The organism is Pseudomonas sp. 37 R 15 (assembly GCF_900004865.1).
Lineage (GTDB): Bacteria > Pseudomonadota > Gammaproteobacteria > Pseudomonadales > Pseudomonadaceae > Aquipseudomonas > Aquipseudomonas fluorescens_AM.
On the sequence record NZ_CVTV01000056.1, the window covers coordinates 257,735 to 281,510 of the forward strand.

18 protein-coding genes and 1 tRNA gene are annotated in these 23,776 nt (G+C 60.7%); 9 read left to right on the forward strand and 10 right to left on the reverse strand.

What is annotated here, in order from left to right; all coding sequences use genetic code 11:
* Positions 1-227: 227 nt before the first annotated feature.
* The 6 genes from BFQ04_RS22105 to BFQ04_RS22130 all read right to left on the reverse strand — a co-directional run bounded on the left by BFQ04_RS22105 (position 228) and on the right by BFQ04_RS22130 (position 6,462).
* Positions 228-1,181, reverse strand: a complete 954-nt coding sequence (locus BFQ04_RS22105) for a D-2-hydroxyacid dehydrogenase family protein (protein ID WP_065952617.1) — start codon at positions 1,179-1,181, stop codon at positions 228-230.
* An 18-nt stretch (positions 1,182-1,199) separates the two neighbouring features.
* Positions 1,200-2,201 carry an alpha/beta fold hydrolase gene (locus BFQ04_RS22110; protein ID WP_065952618.1) on the reverse strand — a complete coding sequence of 334 codons (1,002 nt, stop codon included), beginning with the start codon at positions 2,199-2,201 and terminating at the stop codon, positions 1,200-1,202.
* A gap of 46 nt (positions 2,202-2,247) precedes the next feature.
* A complete protein-coding gene (locus BFQ04_RS22115) occupies positions 2,248-2,691 on the reverse strand; it encodes a YqaA family protein (RefSeq protein WP_065952619.1) in 444 nt (147 codons plus the stop codon).
* A gap of 88 nt (positions 2,692-2,779) precedes the next feature.
* On the reverse strand, positions 2,780-3,250 hold the full coding sequence (locus BFQ04_RS22120; protein ID WP_065952620.1) for an SRPBCC family protein: 471 nt from the start codon (positions 3,248-3,250) through the stop codon (positions 2,780-2,782).
* 89 nt (positions 3,251-3,339) lie between these two features.
* The gene (locus BFQ04_RS22125) at positions 3,340-5,334 is read right to left on the reverse strand and encodes a methyl-accepting chemotaxis protein (protein ID WP_065952621.1); all 1,995 of its coding nucleotides are present in this window, start codon (positions 5,332-5,334) and stop codon (positions 3,340-3,342) included.
* Positions 5,335-5,466: 132 nt separating this feature from the next.
* Entirely contained in the window at positions 5,467-6,462 is a 996-nt protein-coding gene (locus BFQ04_RS22130) for an aldo/keto reductase (protein WP_065952622.1), read from the reverse strand.
* Between the two features lie 114 nt (positions 6,463-6,576).
* On the opposite strand from BFQ04_RS22130, the gene BFQ04_RS22135 reads away from it, so the two are divergent.
* A complete protein-coding gene (locus BFQ04_RS22135) occupies positions 6,577-7,500 on the forward strand; it encodes a LysR family transcriptional regulator (protein WP_065952623.1) in 924 nt (307 codons plus the stop codon).
* Here the strand turns inward: BFQ04_RS22135 and BFQ04_RS22140 are convergent.
* On the reverse strand, positions 7,493-9,034 hold the full coding sequence (locus BFQ04_RS22140) for a M91 family zinc metallopeptidase (RefSeq protein ID WP_083218035.1): 1,542 nt from the start codon (positions 9,032-9,034) through the stop codon (positions 7,493-7,495). The genes BFQ04_RS22135 and BFQ04_RS22140 overlap by 8 nt on opposite strands.
* Positions 9,035-9,142: 108 nt before the next feature.
* Entirely contained in the window at positions 9,143-10,051 is a 909-nt protein-coding gene (locus BFQ04_RS22145) for an AraC family transcriptional regulator (protein ID WP_065952624.1), read from the reverse strand.
* Positions 10,052-10,153: 102 nt separating this feature from the next.
* On the opposite strand from BFQ04_RS22145, the gene BFQ04_RS22150 reads away from it, so the two are divergent.
* The 5 genes from BFQ04_RS22150 to BFQ04_RS22170 are packed head-to-tail and all read left to right on the forward strand — an operon-like array spanning position 10,154 to position 14,570.
* The gene (locus BFQ04_RS22150) at positions 10,154-10,714 is read left to right on the forward strand and encodes a carboxymuconolactone decarboxylase family protein (protein ID WP_065952625.1); all 561 of its coding nucleotides are present in this window, start codon (positions 10,154-10,156) and stop codon (positions 10,712-10,714) included.
* A 41-nt stretch (positions 10,715-10,755) separates the two neighbouring features.
* Positions 10,756-11,817: an acyl-CoA dehydrogenase family protein gene (locus tag BFQ04_RS22155; RefSeq protein ID WP_065952626.1), complete on the forward strand. Its 1,062-nt coding sequence runs from the start codon at positions 10,756-10,758 to the stop codon at positions 11,815-11,817.
* Complete coding sequence (locus BFQ04_RS22160; protein WP_065952627.1) at positions 11,814-12,617, forward strand: ABC transporter ATP-binding protein; 804 nt, start codon at positions 11,814-11,816, stop codon at positions 12,615-12,617. The genes BFQ04_RS22155 and BFQ04_RS22160 overlap by 4 nt, the downstream gene beginning before the upstream one ends.
* Entirely contained in the window at positions 12,604-13,803 is a 1,200-nt protein-coding gene (locus BFQ04_RS22165) for an ABC transporter substrate-binding protein (protein ID WP_065952628.1), read from the forward strand. Before BFQ04_RS22160 ends, BFQ04_RS22165 begins: the two co-directional genes overlap by 14 nt.
* The gene (locus BFQ04_RS22170; RefSeq protein WP_065952629.1) at positions 13,800-14,570 is read left to right on the forward strand and encodes an ABC transporter permease; all 771 of its coding nucleotides are present in this window, start codon (positions 13,800-13,802) and stop codon (positions 14,568-14,570) included. The genes BFQ04_RS22165 and BFQ04_RS22170 overlap by 4 nt, the downstream gene beginning before the upstream one ends.
* A gap of 55 nt (positions 14,571-14,625) precedes the next feature.
* On the opposite strand, the gene BFQ04_RS22175 is transcribed toward BFQ04_RS22170, so the two are convergent.
* On the reverse strand, positions 14,626-19,413 hold the full coding sequence (locus BFQ04_RS22175; protein ID WP_256544605.1) for a hypothetical protein: 4,788 nt from the start codon (positions 19,411-19,413) through the stop codon (positions 14,626-14,628).
* 414 nt (positions 19,414-19,827) lie between these two features.
* Here BFQ04_RS22175 and BFQ04_RS22180 point away from each other — a divergent pair, with 414 nt between their 5' ends.
* Entirely contained in the window at positions 19,828-20,022 is a 195-nt protein-coding gene (locus BFQ04_RS22180) for a hypothetical protein (protein ID WP_005788056.1), read from the forward strand.
* A gap of 11 nt (positions 20,023-20,033) precedes the next feature.
* On the opposite strand, the gene BFQ04_RS22185 is transcribed toward BFQ04_RS22180, so the two are convergent.
* Positions 20,034-20,414: a fe2+ zn2+ uptake regulation protein gene (locus tag BFQ04_RS22185; protein WP_065952631.1), complete on the reverse strand. Its 381-nt coding sequence runs from the start codon at positions 20,412-20,414 to the stop codon at positions 20,034-20,036.
* A gap of 235 nt (positions 20,415-20,649) precedes the next feature.
* Here BFQ04_RS22185 and BFQ04_RS22190 point away from each other — a divergent pair, with 235 nt between their 5' ends.
* Together BFQ04_RS22190 and BFQ04_RS22195 are read left to right on the forward strand one after the other, a co-directional pair.
* Positions 20,650-22,929 (forward strand): bifunctional acylase PvdQ, encoded by a 2,280-nt coding sequence (locus tag BFQ04_RS22190; protein WP_065952632.1) that lies wholly within the window; start codon positions 20,650-20,652, stop codon positions 22,927-22,929.
* Between the two features lie 231 nt (positions 22,930-23,160).
* A tRNA-Cys gene (locus BFQ04_RS22195) sits at positions 23,161-23,234 on the forward strand.
* Positions 23,235-23,776: the final 542 nt, after the last annotated feature.

Here is a 23,776-nt window from a genome sequence, read left to right on the forward strand (position 1 = left end):
TTTGGCTGGGCCGGCATTCCGGGCTCTTTTCCAAAAGTGACCCGCTGTAAAAGCGGAACCCATAGCAGCCGTTACCGCAGAAACGGATATGTACTCGTTCCAATCCAACATCCTGGTCGGCCCAGAGGCCGCCATCGGGAGCAAGCCCCCTCCCACACAAATCAACAGCGTATGCCAACATTGTGCACTTTGGGATTTTCATTCAAGGCATGCACTTTATTGGTGCGTCAGCCGAGCACCCGAATGGGCGCGCCGTTCGCCCAGGCTTGAATATCTTCGATCATCTGCTGGTAGAACTGCCGGTAGTTTCGCTCGCTGACGTAACCGACATGGGGCGTGGCCAGTACGTTGGGCAGAGAGCGGAAGGGATGCTCAAGGGGGAGTGGCTCCTGGCTATAGACGTCCAGCGCCGCGCCGGCCAGACGCCCGTTGCTCAGCGCATCCACCAGTGCCTGTTCATCCACAATCGATCCACGCGCCGTGTTCACCAGGTGCGCGCCGGGCTTCATCCAGCCCAGTGCCTGCGCGTCGACCAGCCCGCGGCTGCGTTCGCTGAGGACCAGGTGAATGGTGAGAATGTCAGCCTGCTCGAACAGCTCGCGCTTGCTGACCCAAGTCACCCCCGACTCGGCGGCGCGTTGCGGGGTGAGGTTTTCGCTCCAGGCAATCACGCGCATGCCGAATACCTGGGCGAATTGTGCGACTTTCTGCCCGATGCTGCCCAGCCCCAGGATGCCCAGCGTCTTGCCATGCAGGTCGCCGCCCAGGCCGACCTGCCACCCGCCGGCGCGCAGGGCGTTGGCTTCGGCCAGCAGGTTGCGCGTCGAGGCCATGATCAGGGCCCAGGTCAGCTCCGGCGCAGCCTGCTTATAGCTGTCGGTACCGCACACCTGGATCCCCAACGCCTGGGCGGCGGACAGGTCGATGGCGGCGTTGCGCATGCCACCGGTCACCAGCAACTTGAGCCTGGGCAGGCCTTGCAGCAGGGCCTGGTCGAAAGGCGAACGTTCGCGCATGACGCAAATCACGTCGAACCTCTGCAAGCGTTCGACCATCGTGACGGTGTCGGCGGGGTAGTCGTGGAGAAAGTGCAACTGGCCCAGGGGATCGAGTACCGACCAATCCACCACGCTACTGGCCACTTGCTGCCAATCATCAATCACGGCGATCTGTAGCGACATGCACGCGTCCCCAAAAGGTTAAAGGGCGTTCAAACCCTGCAACAGCGCGGTATGAAACTGCGCCGGTTCTTCCATCTGCGGCGCATGGCCCAGGCCGGGAAACTCTACCAGGGTGGCATGGGGAATCAGCTTGGCCACCTGCTTGCCCAACACTTGATAATTGCCGATCCGCGCCTTCACCACCGGCGGCGCCAGGTCCTTGCCGATGGCGGTGGTGTCGCTGGTGCCGATCAGCAGCAGGGTGGGCACTTGCACGTTCTTGAACTCGTAGTACACCGGCTGGGTGAAGATCATGTCGTAAATCAACGCCGAGTTCCAGGCCACTCGGGTATGCCCCGGGCCCTGGTTCAGGCCGGCGAGCATGTCCACCCAGCGCTCGTATTCGGGCTTCCAGCGCCCCCCGTAATACGTGTCGCGCTCGTATTTGCGTACGCCGTCGGCGCTCAGTTTCAGCTCGCGTTGATACCACTGGTCAACGCTCTGGTGGGGCACGCCCAGGGCCTTCCAGTCTTCCAGGCCGATGGGATTGACCAGGGCGAGTTGTTCGGTCTGTGCCGGGTACATCAAGGCATAGCGCGTGGCCAGCATGCCGCCGGTGGAGTGACCGAGCAGCGTGGCTTTTTGAATGCCGAGCTTTTCCAGCAACTGGTGGGTGTTGAGCGCCAGTTGCTGGAAGCTGTACTGGTAATGCTCGGGCTTGCTGGAGGTGCAAAAGCCGATCTGGTCCGGCGCGATCACGCGGTAACCGGCGTCGCTCAGGGCTTTGATCGATGCCTCCCAGGTGGCGCCGCAGAAGTTCTTGCCGTGCATCAGCACCACGCTGCGCCCGTTGGCTTTACCGTTGGCCGGGACATCCATATAGCCCATTTGCAGGCTTTCACCCTGGGACTCGAAGTTGAAGCGTTCAACCGGATAGGGGTACTGGAAACCCTGGAGTTCAGGGCCGTAGGTGGCGGCAAACGCCCGCGCGGCGCTGGCCGTGAGCAGGCCGGCGATGCACAGGTCACGGATGGAAGGCATGGTCATAAGCTCCGGGAAAGATGTTCCGGATGCTGTTTGGGGAAGATTAACGGGGGATTAACACCCAGTGCAGGGTGATTGCGGCAAGCACGCCGTAGCGCAGCGCCTTGGCCAGGGTGACCAGCAGCAGGAACCGCCAGAGCGGTTCGCGCATGACACCGGCCACCAGGGTCAGCGGATCGCCAATGATCGGCACCCAACTGAGCAGCAGCGTCCAATGCCCCCAGCGCGCGTAGTGGCTGCGCGCCTTGTCCAGTTGCCGTGCGCTGACCGGAAACCAGCGCCGCGCCTTGAAGCGCTCCACCGAACGCCCCAGCAGCCAGTTGACCAGCGAACCCAGCACATTGCCCAGCGTGGCGATGCCCAACAGCAGCCAGAGGTTGTAATGCCCACTGAGCAGCAGCCCGACGAGCACGGCCTCCGACTGCAGGGGCAGCAACGTCGCCGCGCCAAAGGCGGCGACGAACAGCCCAAGGTACGCCATCAACATCGGGCTGGGGCTCGTTGCAAAGAGAATTTCATGGGGGTCTCAGTGAAGGCGCGACAAGGGGCCCGGCATTTTCCCTGAATCGGGTCAGTTAAGCGATAGAGCGGTCTATGGCTGAATTTTCCAGGCGATGCTTGAGGCGGTCCAGCGCAACGCCCGAGAGTGCGATCATGCGTTCAGGCAAGGTCGCCAGTTGCAGCTCGGTCTCATAGGTCAATACGCGCTTGAACAGCGTGCCGCCCTGATGCGCGTGCAGCACATACTCAATGCAGCCATCGACCGCCAGCGAGGTGAACACGGTCTTGAACTCGTTGGGGCACCGGGCGACTTGCACGCGGTAGCTCAGCGCAAGGCGGATGCCCAGCAGGTCGATGATTTCGGTAAAACGCGCGCCGGCCGGCAGCGAACCGCAGGTGCCGGTGTCGGCGCTGAGGGAGGAGGGGTGCCATTCGTGCCAGCGGTCGGGCTGGGTCACGTAGTCATAGACGGTCTCGACTGCCGCCAGGATGAAGCGTTCCTGACTGATCCGCTTCAGGCGCACTGGCTGCTCGGTCGCATGCATGACACACCTTCCTGTGTGGGGAGTCTCAAACCAGGAGTTGTCAGGATAGTTCGACTCCCGTGCTGTGCACGGGAGTATTCCGGCCTGGATCAACGCACTTTGAAGCGTCCCATCAAGGCAATCACCCGGCCATTGGCTTCCAACAGGCTTTGGGTATTGGTTTCGGTGGCATGACCGCTTTCTACCAACTCTTCAACCATTTGTCGGATCTGCACCATGCTGCGGTTGATCTCTTCGGTCACTGCGCTCTGTTGCTCGGCGGCCGTTGCGATCTGGGTGCTGAGGTTGTTGATGTGGCTGACTGAGCCGGCCATCTCGTCGAGCCCGGTGTTCACCCGCGCCGTGGCATCCGCCGCCGACTGGCAACTGGCCTGGGTGTTTTCCATGGCCGCTACCGACGAGCTGACGCCGGTGGTCAAGCGCGCCAGCATCTCGTTGATCTGCGAGGTGCTGGACTGGGTGCGTGCGGCCAGTGCGCGTACCTCGTCGGCCACTACGGCAAACCCGCGGCCTTGCTCGCCGGCCCGCGCCGCTTCGATCGCGGCGTTGAGCGCCAGCAGGTTGGTCTGGCCGGCGATGGCACCGATCACGCCGAGGGTTTCGGTGATGCGCGCGGCATCCTGGCGCATGTTTTCGACGGTGTGGGTCGCGCTGGCCACTTCACCGATCAGGGCACTGACGCTGGTGGACGCTTCGCCTACCACCACCCGTGAACGGTCGGCATGCTCGTTGGCACGCTGAGTGAAAGCCGCCGTTTCTGCGGCATTTTGCGCGACGGTGTCGGCGGTGGAGCTCATTTCGGTGATGGCGGTCACCGTCTGATCCGTCTCCGACGCGTGGCGCAACAGGATCTGGTTGGTGTGCGCCGAAGTGTGCTGCAACTGCTCAAGGCCCGAGGCCATGGCGCCGGTGGCCTGGGTCACTTCGCCGATCATGTTTTGCAGATAAACGATAAAGCGGTTCACCGAGTGGCCGATGGCGCCGAGTTCGTCTTCGGCCCGGATGGTGATGCGCCGCGTGAGGTCGGCGTCGCCGGCGGACAGTGCGTCGATATTGCCCTTGAGCGCTTTCATGCGCTGTACCAGTTGGCGAATGGCGTACGCCGCCAGCAGCACCAGCAGGATCACCATCGGGATTTGCAGCAGTGCCAGAGTGCCGAGCACATCATTGCGCTGGGCGGTGATCAACGAGGTGGGCAGGGCGGTCGCCAGGAACCACGGTGTGCCCTCGATCGGGCGCATATAAAAGGTGCTGGCCACGCCCTGGTTGTCGAACTCGGCGCGTTGCAGGGCCTGGTCGCGATGGGCGAGGGCTTTGCTGACCTGGGCGGCGAACGCCGACGTGCCGGTCAGCTCACTGATATTCTTCAGTACGACCGGGCTGCTGATGCGCGAGCTGTTGCTGATGATCTTGCCGTCGCCTTCGACGATCAGCATTTGCCCGTCAATGTCTTTTTCCTTGCTGGCCACCAGGTCGTTGAAGAAGCCCAGGGTTACGTCGATGGTCGCCACGCCATAGGCGGCGCCGTCACGCTGGATCGCCATGGCGCAGTTGGTGCGCGGCTCCTGGCTGGCATCGTCCTTGTAGGCCGCGGCCCAGGCGCATTGGCCACGGGGTGAGGCGAGGCCGCCCTTGTACCAGCTCTGGTCATAATAGTTGGGCGCGGCGTCGCTGTTCCAGAAGGTGTTGACCGCCAGCTTGCCCGAGGCATCACGGTGCCAGAACGTGCTGTGCTTGTTACGCCCGGGCGTGCGCTGGTTGGGCAGCGGCCAGATACCGCCGCCGAACACTTTCAGCTCGCCGTACTGGTCAACAAGGCCGGGCAGGACCTTGTCGATGGCGTCGCTGTCGAGCAAAGGAATCGTTTGGGTGATGGTGCGTTGCTGGGCCTGAACCTTGTTCAGTTCGCCCTGGATCTGTTCGGCCACCTCGGCGATGCGGTTGAGTACCACCTGTTCTTCGGTGTATTGCAGCTTGGGCGCGACCAACTGGCCGATACCCACGACGGTCAACACCAATAACACCAGGACGAACAGCACCAGGAACAGGGTATAGCGGGCTTGGATGGAGCGCAGTGGGGGCATGGGGTCGTCCTTACGAAGCGTTATTGTCGACGCGGCTTTATTAGAGCTTCGTAGGGCTATCGGCCTGGATCGGGGGAGCTTTAGGTGCGCGGGTGCAAGAAAGTGCAGGCGCCGTCGGACGGCGCCGCAAGGTCAGATTTCCAGCATTGCCATCACCTCCTCGGGGTAGCGCAAGCCGGCCGTTGCATCAGCCGTAAAGATCGCCGCCAGCGCCGCCAGTTCGGTCGCGGTCAGGCTGATCGACACGGCAGCCACATTCTCTTCCAGGTATTTACGTTGCTTGGTGCCGGGTATCGGCACGATGTAGTCGCCTTGGGCCAATACCCAGGCCAGCGCCAGTTGGCCCGCCGTCACGCCTTTATCCGCCGCCAGCGCTTGCACCTGCGTGACCAGTTGCAGGTTCTTCGCGAAATTCTCGCCCTGGAAACGCGGGTTGAAGCGGCGGTAGTCCTCGGCGCCGAAATCCTCCGGGCGCTTCAATGCACCGGTCAGAAAACCCCGGCCCAGCGGACTGTAAGGCACGAATGCGACGCCCAGGCGCTGGCAGGCGGCGAGGCAGCCGTTGTCTTCCTGATCGCGACTCCACAGCGAGTATTCACTTTGCAGGGCACTGATGGGATGGACCTTATGCGCCCGTTCCAGTGTGGCGGCGCACGCTTCGCTCAGGCCCAGGTAACGCACCTTGCCCTGTTGCACCAGCTCGGCCATGGCGCCGACGGTTTCTTCGATGGCCACCTCGGGATCGATGCGGTGCTGGTAATACAGGTCCAGGGTGTCAATGCCCAGGCGTTGCAGCGTGCCGTCGATGGACGCGCGCACGTAGTCGGGGCGCCCGTTCACGCCACGCAGCGCCGGGTTCGCCGGGTCGCGCAGGATGCCGAACTTGCTGGCCAGGAACACCTGATCGCGCTTGCCGGCGATAGCCTTGCCGATCAGCTGTTCATTGGTGTGGGGGCCGTACATGTCGGCGGTATCGAGGAAGTTGACGCCCAACTCCAGCGCGCGGTGCAGGGTGGCGATCGCCTCCGAGGTATCGGTGCCCGGTGCGTAGAAATCGCTCATGCCCATGCAGCCGAGGCCGATGGCGGAGACGTGGGGGCCGTTGGTGCCGAGTTGACGAGTGCGCATGGTTTAAGCTCCTGTGGGTGAAGATACCCATTGTCACGCTCGACAAAACCTGGATAAACCGGCTAAAAGCACTATCACTGTTTGGAAAATCTAAACAATCGCCAGGAACTCATCGTGGACCGTTTCAATGCCATGCGCGTATTCACCCGGATTGTGGAGTTGGGCGGTTTCGCCAGGGCGGCGGACAGCCTGCAACTGCCGCGCGCCTCGGTGACGATCCTGATCAAGCAACTGGAGGCGCACCTTGGCGTGCAACTGCTGCAACGCACCACGCGCCAGGTCAGCCCGACCCTGGACGGCGCGGCGTACTACCAGCGGTGCGTGCAGTTGCTGGCTGACCTTGAGGAAACCGAGGCGGTGTTTTCCTCCCGCCGACAGAACCCGCGAGGCACGCTGAGCATTGATATGCCGTCGGGCATTGGCCGTCTGATCGTGATTCCAGCGTTGCCGACCTTCACCGCGCTCTATCCGCAGATCGAGCTGGATATCGGGCTCAATGATCGTCCGGTGGATTTGATTCGCGAAGGGGTCGATTGCGTGCTGCGCGGTGGCCTGGCGCTGGACGAATCGCTGGTGGCGCGTCCGCTGGCGATGATGGACCAACTGACGCTGGCCAGTCCCGCGTATCTGCAACGCATGGGCGTGCCCGCCAGCCTGGACGAGTTGGCGAAGCACCAGATGATCGAATATGTCTCCAGCGCCAGTGGCAAGCGCTTTGGCCTGGAATTCCAGCTCGGCGCCGAACTGCGCACGATCAACCTGGCGAAGGTGGTTGCGGTAAACAGTTCCGATGGCTATTTCGCCGCCTGTGAAGCGGGCTACGGGCTGATCCAGGCGCCGCATTATCATGCGATGAAGCAACTGGCCGAGGGCACGCTGGTGGAGGTGTTGCCGCAGGTGGCGGTGCCGACAATGGCATTGACGGCGCTGTACCCGCCGCACCGACAGCTGTCTCGACGGGTGAGGGTGTTTGTCGACTGGCTGGTGCAACTGTGCGCCGAGCCGGACAACGGTTTGCAACGGGCTCAAATCAAGTAAGGTAGCTTGTACGTTCGGGTAGGCCCAGTTCGCGTCTCATACCGTTCTCCGTGAAATGCTCAGGGTTGACGTTGGTTGCTGGATTAGACGGGCCGTTGAAATGAAAAGGCGGTGCGCTGCTGGGCAACCCAACGACTTGAAATTCAGTGTTGTTAATCGCGCTTGAATAGTTGGGGTCGGACGGCGATTGTTCTCGAGTAGTGCCCGGTAGGTTGGTGCCTGTTGCACCGTTATAAGCATGCCCGGTTTCGTGGGTCAACCCAACGATCGGGGGGTCGAATGTGCGTCCACTGGGGTCTTCAATATCCGTCCGATTATAAGCAACTACGCCCTTGTCGGCGAGTGAGCCTGGCTTGTTGTCGGTGATTCTGCCTCTTCGTGGATCGTCCCTTTCGATGTTACGTATGCCGTCCTGCCGAGCTTTATCCAGCTCTGTGCTTCCGAACAGGTAGCTGCTCCCTTTTTGGGTCTCCTCTCTGATAGCGATTTTGCCTCCTGCCAGCGAGGCTTGTTTATCCATGTCCGCCAGAATTTTCCGCCCATTTGGCGAACTACGTAGAAACTCAAAGTCATCCTCCACGCGTTGCTTGAATTCGGGCGAACTCAACGTGCTGACCTTGAAGCCGGCATCACCGTCCTCGGTGGGCTCTACTCGCCTGAATACCGAGTTTTGAGAGCGGTCGTAGGTATCGTTGTCCTTGGCGTAAATCAGGTCGCCACGCTGGTTATTGCTGATTTGGTCTTGACCTCTGCCGCTGTAAAAGGTGGTTCGGTCGTGGCCCACCAGGTGGTCATCGCCTTTGCCACCATGCAGGATAGTGTGACCATTGCCCGCGTGCAGCAGGTCGCTTCCGCTACCGCCGTCCAAGTAGCTTTGCTTGCCGGCGGGACCTGCAGCGGCGTAGAGGCGATCGTTACCGTTGTTCCCGTACATGACCGCATTGCCCGTGCCGCCCATGATGGTATCGTCGCCGTCATTGCCTTCGGCGTAGCCGGAATTCGAACCCAAGGTAAGCGTATCGTTGCCCGCTCCGCCCAGGAGCCTGGTTCGGCCGCTACCCGCTCGAAGCGTGTCGTTGCCTTCTCCGCCTTCGATGGTGACTTTGTTATTTACATCTGGACTGATCCGTACGTCATCGTTCCCACCCTGGGTCTTTATATGCAAATCCACGGGACGTTCATATTTATCACGCGCTTCAAACGAGTGGGACCTGCCATTGATCTGCAGGATCAATCGCTCGTCAGCTGATTTGCTCACATGAACAGTATCGGCAGCATTTCCGGTTTGTACCAACAAACTGACCCTTTTGAGATAAGGCGGCTCCTCGTAAACGTCCCATGTGGCCTGTCGGTTTATGGTGGTGTAACCGTCGCGGTAGAGGGGCTCACTCTTGGTTCGAATACCGTTCTCGCCTGGGCTGTATAAACTTGGCGCATCGTAGATAGAACCGTTGGTGCGCGTAGCTGCTGTATGCGCCGGCAAGCCTGGGCTATTGCTTGCGCCGTGCGTAGGCGCGGAGGTCAGGTTGATCATTGATCATATTCCATTGACTGATGGGAGGCCGATGGATATGTGTCGCTTTATGAAAAGTCGGTTCCGTCTTGCAGCAACTGATGTCGATTAAAACCGCGCGTAGGCGGATTAATACCGCACCTTGCTTTTACGATAGGCCCCCGGTTGCTGACCGGTGACTTTATGAAACGCCCGGGTAAACGCCGCCACCGACTGATAACCCACCGCCAGCGATACCTGCGCCACGGTCTGGTCCGTCTTGAACAACTGGCACGCGTGGCGCATGCGCATCATCAACAGCACCTGGCCCGGTGACTGTCCGCACAGCTCATGGAAGCGTTTGAAAAACGCCGAGCGTGACAGTCCGGTGCAGGCGGCCATGCTTTGCAGTGTCCAGTTCTCTGCCGGGCGTGCGATCAGTTGTTCCAACAAATCGGCGAATGCCGGTTGCCGAGCGAGTGCCGCCAGGCCGCCCAATTCAGTGTTATCGAGCACCTGTTGACGCAGCACATACAGAAACAGCAGATGGCACAGGCGTTCGAGCAAGGCCTGGGAGGGCGCCGGCAGGCGTTCGCATTCCTGCAGGATCAGTGCGAACAGGTTGCGCGCGGCGGTCAACGACGGGTCGCCGGCGCGCAGGATGATCCAGGCGGGCAGGCTGTCGACGATCATCGCCGAGAGCCCGGATTGAAAGTGAAAGAAGCCGCAGACCAGACCCACCCCATCGGTGGCACGGCTGTCCAGGGGCAGCATCGGCCGGCGCGGGCATTCTTGCGCGCCGGCTGCGCTGTCGGCGCCGGACAGCCGGTATTCGAGGTCACGCAGCAGGAACACGGCATCGCCATTGTTCAGGTATTCAGTCGGCTGGCCGTCGATATGCAGCCAGCATTCGCCTTGCACAATCAGATGAAAACTCGCCCGGGCCAGGCCATGGGTGCTCGCGTGCCAGTCGCCGCAATAGCGACCGACATGAAACAGGCTGGTGTTGAGTTCGAGGCTGTCTAATAACCAATCGACAAGTGCACTGGACGAATTCATCTAACGAAAAGACTCTGGAGCAAGTAATCGCTACTTTAGCCTATTGAGGGGTTTTTTTATAACCAACAGACTGGAGTCCTTCACCCATCAGGAGACGACTCCATGTCCCGTGTACCACTGCTTACCCCTGAAACCGCACCGGAGGCCGCCAAGCCCTTCCTGGAGAATGCGCTGAAAGGCTCGGGGTTTATTCCTAACCTGCTCGCCGTATTGGCCAATGCGCCGGCGGCACTGGAAACCTACGTTACCGTGTCCGCTCTGAACGCCCAGTCAGCCCTGAGCCTGGCGGAGCGTGAAGTGGTGCAATTGATCGCTGCAACCAGCCACGGTTGCGATTTTTGCGTTGCCGGGCACACCGCAGTGGCGCGTAACAAAGCCAAGTTGCCCGAGCAAGTGATCGAGGCGCTGCGCCAGCGCGGTGAACTGCCCGATGCCCGCTATGAGACACTTGCTGCGTTCACCCGTGAAGTGATTGCCACCCGTGGCGATGTCAGCGATGCCGGCTATGCCGCGTTCCGCGCCACCGGCTACACCGACGGGCAGGCGCTGGAAGTGATCCTGGGGGTCAGCCTGGCGACGCTGTGCAATTTCGCCAACGTGTTCGCGCGTACGCCGTTGAACCCGGAGCTGGCGCAATACCGTTGGGAAAAACCGGCCAGCTGAATCGGCGCTGATCCACCTGTTGTCATCAAGGAGAAACACCCATGCTTGACCCGATCTTGAGCCGTTGGCTCGATGTTCAAGCGCAGGCCCTGGACGTGGGCAGTTGCGATCCACAGGAAGTGCTGCCGCGGCTGGCAGAGGCCAATGTGTTGCGAGTCGGCGTGCCTAAAGCCCTCGGTGGCCTGGGCGGCGACGTGGCGGGGGCGGTGGAGGCCATCGCCAATATTGCCAGTCATTCCCTGGCGGCAGCGTTCGTCTGCTGGGGCCAGCGCTCCTTTATCGAATACCTGCTGCAAAGCCCCAATGCACGGCTGCGCGAGCAACTGCTGCCGGACTTGATCAGCGGCAAGCTGGCCGGTGCCACGGGGCTTTCGAATGCGATGAAGTTTCTGTCCGGCATCGAGACGCTGCAGATCAGCGCCGAGCCCAACGACCACGGCTGGACCCTCAACGGACGCCTGCATTGGGTGACCAACCTGCGCAGGAACGGCTTTGTCGCCGCCGCAGCCATCGAACACGCCGGTGGCGGCGCGCCGTTTATCCTGGCGATCCCGGATTCAGTGGCCGGCTTGCAGCGCTCCCGCGACCTGGAATTGCTCGGGTTACAGTCGAGCAATACCGCTGCCCTCGGCCTGGAAGGCGTGGAGCTGAGCCGCGACTGGCTGCTGCACGAGGACGCGCGTCAGTTCCTGCCCGCCGTGCGCCCGGCGTTCCTGGGCTTGCAATGCGGCCTGTCGATCGGGTTGGCGCGGCGTTCCCTGGCGGAGGTGGCCCATCACTTGGGCGCTTCGCGCACCGTGTTACGTGAAGAGCTCGAAGCGCTGCGGGTGACCCTCGATCACCTGGTCACTGAACTCAAGAACGGCCTGTTGGCCGGGCGCTTCGCCGCCGAACCGGTGCCGTTGTTCAAGCTGCGCATTGCCCTGGCGGAAACTGCCGCCGGCGCTGTGCAGCTGGAGCTGCAGGCCAGCGGCGGCAAGGCCTACCTCACCGCCCATGGCAGTGGCTTTGCCCGGCGCTGGCGCGAATCGGCGTTTGTGCCGATCGTCACGCCCAGCCTGGTGCAGCTGCGCACCGAACTGCAACGCCAGGCCAATCCATGAGCCCGGCGGTAATGACGGCCCGGGGTGTGTGCCTGGGGTATGCCAGTGGCCCGGTGTTGCAGGGCTTCGACCTGCAGTTGCAGCCCGGCGAAGTGGTGTCGATCCTCGGTCCCAGCGGCGTGGGCAAGTCCAGCCTGTTACGGGTGCTGGCCGGTTTACAGGCGCCCCGGGGCGGCAGCGTGCACGTGCTGGGTGAGCCGTTGAACGGCCCGCATCCACGGGTGGCGGTGGCGTTTCAGGACCCCAGCCTGCTGCCCTGGCTGAACCTGGAAAAGAACGTCGCCTTCGGCCTGGATTTCGCCCGCCAACCGCATTTGAGCAGCGAAGAACGCCGCCGGCGTGTCGACCACGCGATTGCCGCGGTCGGCCTGGAACACGCCCGTCACCAGTTCCCCGCGCAGTTGTCCGGCGGCATGGCCCAGCGCACTGCATTGGCCCGCTGCCTGGCACGCCAGCCACAGGTGCTGCTGCTGGACGAGCCCTTCGGCGCCCTGGATGAAGTGACCCGTGCGGACATGCAGCACCTGTTGCTCAAGGTCAATCGCGAACAGGGCTCGGCGGCGGTGCTGATCACCCACGACATCGATGAGGCGTTGCTGTTGTCCGACCGTATCCTGCTGCTGGGTAACCGCCCGGCACGCACGCTGGGCGAATGGCGAATCGATCTGCCGCAACCGCGTGAGGAGCAGGTCGAAGCCATCGGCGCGCTGCGCATCGACATTCTTAAAACCCTGCGGCAGGCGAGCCGCCCTCAACCCAACCCCCTTGAACTGCTGGAGCCTAGCCATGTGTCTGGATGACCTGACCCACTCGCGCCGTGATTTTCTCAAACTGTCTGCGGTGCTCAGCGCCGCCGGCGCCTTGCCGTTGCTGAGCAGCCTGCAGGCGCGCGCCGCCAGTGAGCCCGACGCGCCGGTACGCATCGGCTACCTGCCGATCACCGACGCCACGCCGCTGTTGGTCGCGCACAATAACGGGCTGTTCGAAGCCGAGGGTATCAAGGCCGAACGTCCGGTGTTGCTGCGCAGTTGGGCCCAGGTGATCGAAGCGTTTATCTCGGGCCAGGTCAATGTGATTCACCTGTTGTCGCCCATGACCGTATGGGCGCGCTATGGCAGCAAGGTGCCGGCCAAGGTGGTGGCGTGGAACCACGTGGGCGGTTCGGGCCTGACCGTGGCGCCGGGCATCACCGACGTGAAGCAACTGGGCGGCAAGTCGGTGGCGATTCCGTTCTGGTATTCGATTCATAACGTGGTGGTGCAGCAGTTGTTCCGCGACAACGGGCTGACCCCGGTATCTCGTGCGGCGGGCGGTGCGATTGCCGCCAATGAAGTCAACCTGATCGTGCTGCCGCCTTCGGACATGCCGCCGGCGTTGGCCAGCAAGCGCATCGACGGTTATATCGTCGCCGAGCCGTTCAACGCACTGGCGGAGAACCTCAAGGTCGGCCGGGTGCAGCGTTTCACCGGCGATGTATGGCGCAACCATGCGTGCTGCGTGGTGTTCATGCACGAGCATGACCTGACCCAGCGCCCGGCGTGGTCGCAGAAAGTGGTGAACGCCATCGTCAAGGCCCAGGTCTGGACCCGCGACCATCGCGAAGAAGCGGTGAAGCTGTTGTCCAAGGACGGCCCGAACCGCTACACGCCGCATGCCGAACCGGTGTTGAGCAAGGTGTTGGCGCCTGACGCCGCCGATCGCGCCGGGTACCTGGCCGACGGCGCGATCCGCCACGCCAGCTGGGACGAGCACCGCATCGACTTCCAGCCTTACCCATTCCCCAGCTACACCGAGGAATTGGTACGCCGTTTGAAAGACACCTTGATCGAAGGCGACAAAAAATTCCTCGCTGAGCTGGACCCGGCCTTCGTCGCCAGGGACCTGGTCGATGACCGTTTCGTGCGCAACGCCATCGAGGCGGTCGGCGGCATGAAGACCTTCGGCTTGCCCGATGGTTATGAGCGCAACGAGGAGATTGGCGTTTGAACAGCGGCAAAACCGTAGCGTGGCCGGGCTGGTTGCTCGGGTTGGGCGGCTTGGCAGGGTTATTGGTGCTCTGGTGGCTGGGCGTCAAGGTATTGGGCGATGCGGATGGATTGTCTTCGCGTTTTTCCCTGACGGCCACGTTCAGCAGCCTGTGGGAACTGTTGGGGCGCAGCGAGCTGTACCTGCATATTGCGGTGAGTCTCAAGCGTATTTTTATCGGGTTGTTTTTGGCCTTGCTGGTGGGGGTGCCGCTGGGGCTGCTGGTCGGCAGCTCGCGCAACCTGGAGGCTGCGACCACCCCGGCCTTCCAGTTTTTGCGCATGATCTCGCCGCTGTCCTGGATGCCCATCGTAGTGATGCTGATGGGGGTAGGCGACCAGCCGATTTACTTCCTGCTGGCGTTCGCCGCGGTGTGGCCGATCATGCTCAATACGGCTGCCGGCGTGCGTCATCTCGACCCGCGTTGGCTGCAGTTGAGCAAGAGCCTGAGCGCCACGCGTTGGGAGACGTTGCGGCGGGTGATCATTCCTGGGGTGGTGGGGCATGTGTTGACGGGTGTGCGCCTGGCCATCGGTATTCTGTGGATTGTGCTGGTGCCGTGCGAAATGCTTGGGGTCAGTGCGGGGCTGGGGTATTACATCCTCGATACGCGTGACCGGCTGGCGTATTCGGAATTGATGGCGATGGTGTTGCTGATCGGGCTGCTGGGGTTCGCGCTGGATGCATTGGCGCGGTGGTTGCACCAGCGCTGGGTGCATGCTGACTGATGGTTCGAGCCGCTGCCTGCGTGCTGTGCAAGCAGCGGCTCGACGGGTTGCCTGGTCACTCGGCCGTGAAAATCTGCAGGTCTCCCGTGATGTCGTCATGGGTTTTGAGCTCACCATTCGGCCCCGGTCGCAGGTCTGTGGATTTCGTGCCGTAGCCTACCCTGATGCCGGCTCTCTCATAGATACCAATGCCAACGCCGCCGGTCGCTTCGGCCAGGCCACGTACACCCTGGGTAGTGTTGATGTGCTGACGACCCACCAGGGCAACCACCTTGCCCTTACGCTTATGGCTCAGCAGCTCACGGGCGGCGTAGTAGTTCATTTCCTTGAGCCGTCGTATATTCCGGTCGGCCCGGCTCAGGCCGGTATGGGCACTGCGCTGATGTCGATGGCGGGTCAGATAGAAGTGATCGAGAGGCACCACTTCAATGCCGTTGGCCTTGAATGTGTCGATCAGTGTCTGCAAATTGAAATCGGGATCGTAGGGCCGATGATTGGGGCCTGTGGTGGCCATCCCATCGTTCTTGAGCCGCTTTTCTTTGTCATAGACCATACCTTCCACCCCGAACACCTTGACGTTTTTACGCTTGAACACGGGGATCAGGTCGGTGAGGACACGAAATGAAGCCAGGCTAAGGTGATTCTCGCCGAAGGCCACGATATCCGCACTGTCCAGGGTCTTTTCAACCAGGTTGGCGATTGGTTCATAGGGTTTCATTTCGGGAAGTGCAGGGCGCGGTAGTTCAGGCGCCGCCAGGCTTCTGTTCATCTCCAGTTCGAAGCGATCCTTTGTAGCTTGCCTGCGGCTCGGCGTGAAATGGGCTTCGATGGGCGCGCCTTGGATGTACTCGACATACGGTATGTCCAGCGGCGGCAGATGATCGGTCTTGGGCACAATGTGTTCCGCCAAGTCAGGCACTCGGTGTGCTGCAAGCGAAGACGGGTCAGGCCTCCTGTAGGGATGACCCCGTTCTGCTTTGTGCGCGTTGAGACGCGTCCTCGAGGCGTTGAGATCGGGTGACGGCGGCATCAGCGTATGGGCCGGATTGAACGCCACCAAGGGCGAACCGTAGGGGCGTTGGGTGCTCGCGTCAAATGCGTACCACTGGCCGTCGTGCTTCATCGCATTGACGTTCACGGCACGGTTATCCACGTTCAACCTGCCCGTCGCGGCTGCGTCAAAGCGTTTGCTGGCGGTTTTGAGTTCGTCGAGCGCCACCGTACCCTTGAGACTGCGCAGCCCGCTGTTCACCGCGCCAGCGGCCTCGAAGGCAACTTTACCTGCTCCGATTATTATCTCGTCCGCGCCATTGAACGGGTTGAACTCCTTGGCCATGGGCACAACCATGATTTTCGTGACCTTGAACGCCTTGTTCGCAACCGATGCCGTCGTCCTCAGCACTTTCGCCGCTTTGGCGGCGGCCCCTGCCCCGGCAGTGACGAAGCCAAAGGCATCAAAGGCAAGGTCGTTGATGGCGTCGCTGTATTCGCCCTTATTGAAGTTCACAATGGCCGAACGCAGGGGAATCAGATCGAGAAACCCGTCACGCAAGGTGGCCAACCATTCGTTGGCTTGCTCCGAGGGCGTGACGCCTGCAGCGGCTTTACGGATGGATGGGTTGTCCAGGTCCAGTGCCTTGACGATCGAGTCGGCGAGTTCGTGGGTACGGGGATTGATGAACATGTACGGTGCCGAATTTGTGCCGGACCGCTCGCTATCGAGGGGGTCGCGCTTGGCGCTGTCTATGTCCAATCCCTTCAGCAGTGAGCCTCCGCCCAGGTATTGGACGAACGTTTTCATGCCTTCAACGGTTTTTTCTCGGCTGACATCAGGAAAAAACTCTTCCTCTTTGGTTATTTCGTTCGAGAAGTACTCTGGCGCGCGGGGTATTTCCCTGTCGCCAAGGTTACGGATAACGCCTTTTTGCGTATCGAACGCATAGTTGGAAGTCTTTCCGTTGTTTTCTGCGGTGACCAGTATCCGGGGGCTGGTGTGGAACAGTTTCGGCCCCACGAAGGGCACTGTGCTGGTCTTGTAACTTTTCTCCAGGTAATAGGTAATTTTTCCGAAGCTGAGATTCTTCTTGTCTTCAGGTGGCAGATTATTGAGGGCGTTGATCACGCTCAGGTGTTTGACTTTTTTGAACTTGGCGATCGCTTCGGAAAACGCCGTGTCGAAGGCAGTTTTAATATTGAATTGTGGTCGCTGGGTGAAGGCGACGAAGGTAGCCAGGCCGACGCCGTGGGTGCCTTTTGCGATATTCCAGCGATCATCCATGACGATCTGCTCCATTACGATGTCGCGCATGGAGTAAGGTTTGCCTGGCTTTCGGGGTAAGGTGTCGGAGAGTCTTGAAAATATTTTCTTATCGAAGTCAACGTCCACTCCGAACTCGGCGATGAGCAGATCCGCTGCCATTGCAGCACGATCCGGCATGACCGTGTCCATTAGAGCACTGCCTTCCTTGAGTTTTTCCCGCTGGTTGCTGAAGGCTGCCTGCACCCGATCAAGGTCTTCCTGGCTGTACAGCGCATCGCTCTTTGCTGCAAGAATATTGTTGCTGACGCCCCAGTCCACCAACGCCGCTGTTTGTGCCCAAGCCGGGGCGGGCGGCAGTGCGCAGGCCTTGACCATCACCTCGGCGAACGTCATGTTGGCCGCGGTACATCCAATGGCGGCAACTGCCAGGCAAAGGTCCCGCCAGGCTTGAGTGCCCTGGCGCACATTATCGGGGATATCCCTGACCAGATATTGCGGGGCGGTGCGCATCAATAGCAGATGGGCGGCTGCCGTTGCCAGCGCGGGTGATGCCCGTCCCTCGTCAATCAAATGCTGACGCAGGCCTTTGGTGACTGTCGAGAGAGGTTGCCCCCAATGGCTTTCTTTGGCCAGGTCGAACCCGGCTACCCGGTTGCGGTGGGGCGACGTAATGGATTGCGGATCCAGCGTCAGCTGCAGCGCAGCCAATGTGTAGTCATTGATGCTGGAGTCGGTAGAGATGCCGTTCAGTTTGGTCTGCATGGCCAGGCCCAGCGCCTGGCCTGCAGTGGAACTGACGAGGCTTTCCAGCGTCTTGACTGGATCCTCCAAGGTGTCGGAGGAGAGGAGCTGGTTGCTGTTGAGATAGGCCAGTACGTTGCGTTCCGGCCCCTCCTGCGATGATTGCATGCCGGTGTTGGCATGCGCGATTGCAGCCGTTCGCAGCGTCTGTTGCTGGCTGATATTCAGTGGGATCGGCCAGGACAAACCTCCACCGAAATTGCCGTAGGGATGTTGACGTGCCTTTAACGCTGCCGTCTCTGCCAGGGACTGCAACTCGCTTCTGGTCTTGGGCAGTGGCAAGCCGTTCTCGATGATGAAGGCTTCCACTGAGGCCGGTTTTCCGGGCTCCAGGATGTAGGCCTGATACTGGGCCGAGTCCGGCGCTATGTTCATCGGCGCCTTTTTCAGGGCGGCAGAAACGTCCCGCGCGGGGGCTTGCTCGGACAGGCAGTGATAGGCCAGGTTCAGTTGCTGCGCCAAATACTGCCAGTTTTTGTGATTCGCCAATTGCTGACTCAGTGCCTGGCGACCGTCCACGTTGCTCAAGCGATCCTGCAGCGATTGCGTACGCGCCCATAGAGGATTGGTCCCGTCGAAATGCAGGCGCAGGTCAGCGGCTTGCTGCAGGTCGGTCGTCACTTGCCGCGCTCGCCATGGATCATCATATTGCACGCTGTTTTCGGGTTCATACAGCGCCTGCAACTGGTTAGTCAGCCTGTTCTGATGAAGCTGCAGCAGTTGCGGCACGCCGGTGGCAATGACGTCGGTCGCGACTGGCGTGAGCTGTTGGCTCAGGTCTTTGCTCCAGTCGCTGCCGAGGCTGTGCTGGAGCGTCAATGGCAGTGTCTGTTTCAACTGCTCTGCCGCCTCCGGATCGGAGCGCAGACGCTGGCCGAGCTTTTCAAACGCCTTGGCCGGGCTGTCGAACGTTTCATACCCGTCGCGCGGGGTGTACAGCACCGTCAGACCTTGTTGTTCGGCGAGCGTCAAGGTCCTGTCCGTTTCCGGTTTGTCGTAGGCACGTGTCGCTGATGAGCCGTCGCGGCTGGTAATCATGAACGCGCCGGCCAGCAGCGTGCCGGTGGGTATTGGCAGATTGAGCTTGAGCGGATAAACCCCCGGCCGCTCGCCATCGCGCATGGCGCTTTCTCGAGCCGCCAGCGTCGGGTACTCAAAGGCCTTGTCGATCAGGGTCTTGGCGACTGGGCTCAGTGTGCCGTCTTCGACTTTCAAGGCCGCCAGTGTGGACAACATCTCACGATGAGTATTGAGCAATTGATCCTGGGGCGACTCGGGGTTGACCTCGCTCGGGCGCGGCTGCGTCCAGAACCGTGTAAAACTTGCAGGCAGTTCGTTTTCGATGGCCTGGGCCATCGCCAGCAGCGAGCTGCCGGCGCTTAACTGCTGGTGACTTTCGCTGGGCTCTGCCGTGCTGTAAAAGCCGACTTGCGTGGTGCCTGGGCGTATCGGCGACAGCGGTTCAACCGAGCTGTTGTGCTTTCGTAGCGCATCGAACAAGGCTTCGGTGATGCTTTGCGTCGAGACCAGCGTGCGCTGTCCCTGCTCGTCGGTGTGATAGCGATGCACATACAGTGATGAGGCGTCCACAGGTGGGGTGGCGCCGAAGCTGCGGGCCAGTTGTTGCTCGATAACGCTGCTGAGCGTTGGCTGGCGCAGCAGCAGCGCCTGGATAGTCTGATTGAGTGTCTGGTATTGATTGAGCAACAGGCGTTGATCGGTTATTTGCAGGCCACTGAGCAGGTCTGTGCGTATCGCGCTGACCGGTGCGATCCCTTGCACGGAGGGAAGCGTAGATGCAGGTACAGGCTGTGGCGTAAGTTGAGGTGGCGGGGTGTTTTCCAGGGAGGAAACGTCCCGGCGTATACGGAGGTTGGCGAGGCCTGAAATCAATTGAGTAGTCCAAGTGACGTTGGCCCAAGTTTCCCTATGATGTTTGAGGAATGATTCTTCCTTGTTGGGCTTCGTATAGTTGGGTCTATAGCGTCGGTACGTTCCGTAAAGGCGGGGCGAATATGGTGTATCCGCCGGTGTCCTGGGTATCGGTTCAAACCAGTCAGGCGTAGCACAAGCCAAAATTTTTCATCGCCTGTAACATAAGCCCCCGCCGGGCCCCATCCGTCCTCGCCACCGGGTAGGTGCCTGGCATGCGCAGCGATACAAAGTGGATACATTCTTCAGGTTCAGGAACTCGTCATGACCCAAAAACAACGTTTGAAATACTCGATTCTGATTGCCCTGGCCGTCCTGGCCTCGATGTTCGGCCTGTCTTACCTGCAGAACATCGGGGTGATCAGCGAAAAAACCTTCCAGTACCTGGCCATTGCGATTGCCGTTGTCGTGGTGGTGATCAACGGCATCATGCGGCGCAAGGTCAAGCCTCACTTCTGATAGCGCGTGATTCAGGCGCGCCCATCGAGCACTTTGGCAGCCTCTTCGTGGAGGCTGTAGCTCTTGTCGGCATTGAGGGTGATCACGCCCTCGCTGCACAGGCGCTTGAGCACCTCGCGCACGCTGAGAAACGACAACGGGATGCCCAGTTCCAGCAAATGGCTGTGCACACCGCGCACGCCGAGGGTGCGCTGGTTGTCGGCAGCGGTGAGCAGGGCGTCGATGACCTTCAGCCGGATCAGGCTGGTGCGCAGACCGAAACACTTGAGCAAATGGCGTATGCGCTGGTTGCCCTGCTGTTCGGGCGCGTTGCCGAACCCTTGCGGGCCGTTGCCGAAACCGGCCTCGGCGGTTGCTGAATGTCCATCCGTGGGTGCTTGTGGGTTGTACATGCAAAACTCCTTATCAGAGCCTGATCAGGAAAATGATGGTGCTCTTATTCAATAAGACGAACGAACGAGCAAAATCATGAAGTGCAGACTGTAGAAAATTTGTCGGTATCGGGTTTGTCACAGTGCACTCGCCAGGAATAAACCTGCCGCGCCGCTAAATTATTCCCGGTGAGTTGCGTCCTAACGGTGGGGTAGTTGTCCCTATCGAGGGTGTTCAATTGACTGTGGAGTCGGCGTGATTATTTCCAATAGGTTGTCCAGGATAGGCGTGGCGGGGATGTTGCTGGGGTTGAGCCTGGCGGCATCGGCGCGCGAGGAGGTGACGCAGGCGTCGGCGCAGATTCGGCGTACCACCTATGGCGTGCCGCATATCCGCGCCAACGACGAACGTGGCCTGGGTTTCGGCATCGGCTACGCGTATGCCCAGGACAATCTGTGCCTGCTGGCCAATGAAATCGTTACGGTGAACGGTCAGCGTGCCCGATTCTTTGGCCCCGAGCAGACCACCCTGGAAGAACGCAACAACCTCGCCAGCGACGTGTTCTTTACCTGGCTGAACACGCCGAGCGCGGTGCAGGCATTCTGGAGCGCGCAAACGCCGCAGATCCGCCAGCGTATCGACGGCTATGTGGCAGGCTTCAATCGTTATCTGAAAGAGCAGGGCGCACCGGCGCAGTGTCAGGCGGCGTGGGTGCGTCCACTGGTCAAAGAAGACCTGGTCAAGCTGACACGCAGGCTGCTGGTAGAAGGTGGCGTCGGGCAGTTCGCCGAAGCGTTGGTTGGCGCGACGCCTCCCCAGGCCACGGCCGCTGTGCAGCCGGACGCCAAGGCATTCGAGCTGGCTGCGGCGCATCAACAGCGTTTCACCCTGGACCGGGGCAGCAACGCCGTCGCGGTGGGCCGAGATCGCTCCTTCAATGGGCGCGGCATGCTGTTGGCCAACCCGCATTTTCCATGGGTGGGCGGCATGCGTTTTTACCAGATGCACCTGACCATTCCCGGCCATCTGGATGTGATGGGCGCGGCGCTACCCGGCTTGCCGGTGGTGAATATCGGCTTCAACCAGCACGTGGCGTGGACGCACACGGTGGACACCTCCAAGCATTTCACCCTGTACCGCCTGACCCTCGACCCCAAGGATTCGACCCGTTACCTGCTCGACGGCAAATCCTTGCCCCTGGATAAAACCACGCTGACCGTTCAGGCCAAGCAAGCCGATGGCAGCCTCAAGGACGTCACCCATGACGTCTACAGCTCGCAGTTCGGCCCCGTGGTGCAATGGCCCGGCAAACTGGACTGGGACAACCATTACGCCTACAGCCTGCGCGACGCCAACCTCGGCAACGACCGCGTGCTGCAACAGTGGTACGCCATGAACCGCGCCGACAGCCTCCAGGCGCTGCAAACCTCGGTGCATACCCTGCAAGGCATCCCGTGGGTCAACACCCTGGCTGCCGATGACCAGGGCCAGAGCCTGTACATGAACCTGTCGGTAGTGCCCAACGTCAGTGCCGCCAAGCTCGCGCAATGCAGCGACCCGCGGGCAGGCCTGCAAATGATCATGCTCGACGGCAGCCGCAGCGCCTGCGCCTGGGACATCGACCCTCACGCCGCGCAAGCGGGCATCTTCGCGGCCGCTCAATTGCCGCAACTGCAACGCAGCGACTACGTGCAGCACTCCAACGATTCGGCCTGGATGGCCAACCCCAAGGCGCCGCTCACCGGCTTCTCCCCGGTGATCAGCCAGGACAACATCGGCCTCGGCCCCCGTGCGCGTTTTGCCCTGCAACGCCTGCAAGCCCTGGAGAAACAGCCGATTACCGTCAGCGCCCTGCAAAGCATGGTCATGGACAACGAGGTGTACCTGGCGGGGCAAGTCATGCCTGACCTGTTGGCGTTCTGCGCCAGGTACCTGGGCAACGATGCCGCAGCGCTTGAGTCAGTGTGCACCCGCCTGAAAACCTGGGACCAGCGCGCCAACCTCGACAGCGGCCTGGGCCTGGTGCACTTCATCAACCTGGTGGAACACCTGCAGCAGATTCCCGACGCGTGGCGCGTCGCCTTCGACCCGGCCCACCCGCTGACCACACCCAAGGGCCTTGCCATCGACCGCGCGCCCGTGGCCAAAGCCCTGCGCGAAGCCATGCTCGCCTCCAGCGCCGCCGTCGACACACTCGGCGTGAAACGCTGGGGCGACATCCAGGTCTCCGGCCAAACCCCCATGCATGGCGGCCCGCAGGAACTGGGCATCTACAACGCCATGCAAACCGTACCCCGCGCCGACGGCAAACGCGAAGTCGTCAGCGGCACCAGCTATTTGCAAATCGTCAGCTTCGACGACCAAGGCCCGCAGGCGATAGGCGTACTGGCGTTCTCCGAATCCAGCAACCCTGACTCAAAATACGCCAAGGACCAGACCCAAGCCTTCTCCGAGAAACAGCTGCACCCAATGCCGTTCACCGAAGCCCAGATCAAGGCCGACCCGCAGTACCAGATGCAGCGCGTTCAGGAGTAGGGCGGCCACGCAACCCCTTGATGCCAATGCGAAATATTTTTGAAATCAAGGGGTTGCGGGCAAAAGCAAATAAGTACATAATGGCGCCCATCGAACGCAACGAAGCATTAAAAACTTTAATGTATTCAATGAGTTAGATGTGTTGGATGAGTCAGAGTAGAGGCGCGCTTCACAGAGCCCACTCAAGTTTGTATGCGGTGAGTGCCGGCAACACAGGCATTGATCGTTTGAGGCCGAGTAGCAAAATGGTTATGCAGCGGATTGCAAATCCGCCTACGCCGGTTCGATTCCGACCTCGGCCTCCACTCTTAGAAACCCCGTAGATTAACGTCTACGGGGTTTTTTATTGCCTGTAATTTGAGGATCACTTCCGCAACTTTTTGAATCACTTCCGCAACCAGCCCTTTATACGAGCTAATGAGCGCCCTAGGCGGTGCGAATCACAGCGCAGTTCCTAGCATCTGCAAACTTCAGTATCGTGCCAGCCATTTAAGGCTGTTTTTAGCATTCATGAAGGGTTCGTCTCAGTTAGCTAATTTCCGACAGCTGGATTGCATTAACCCATGGAAGAGGATACAAACACCCTCTACTGAGGCAAATCGCTATCACAAGGAGGGTGTTATGGGGAGCTCTGGATCTGGGCGTTTTTCGGATTATCCTGGTACGAAAGCCAAGGAAGTGGCAGGCGACGGTGCAGGAGTTGCTGGAGGTACAAGCGGAGTTGATAGGTGCAGCCAGGCCTTTCACGTACTGTTGGAAGATGTTGGAAATGGCCAGTTTTACTCGCAGTCCAGGACTGTCCCGCCTCCGAGTACTCAGTTGACGATTATCTTCGACGGGCAGCGCG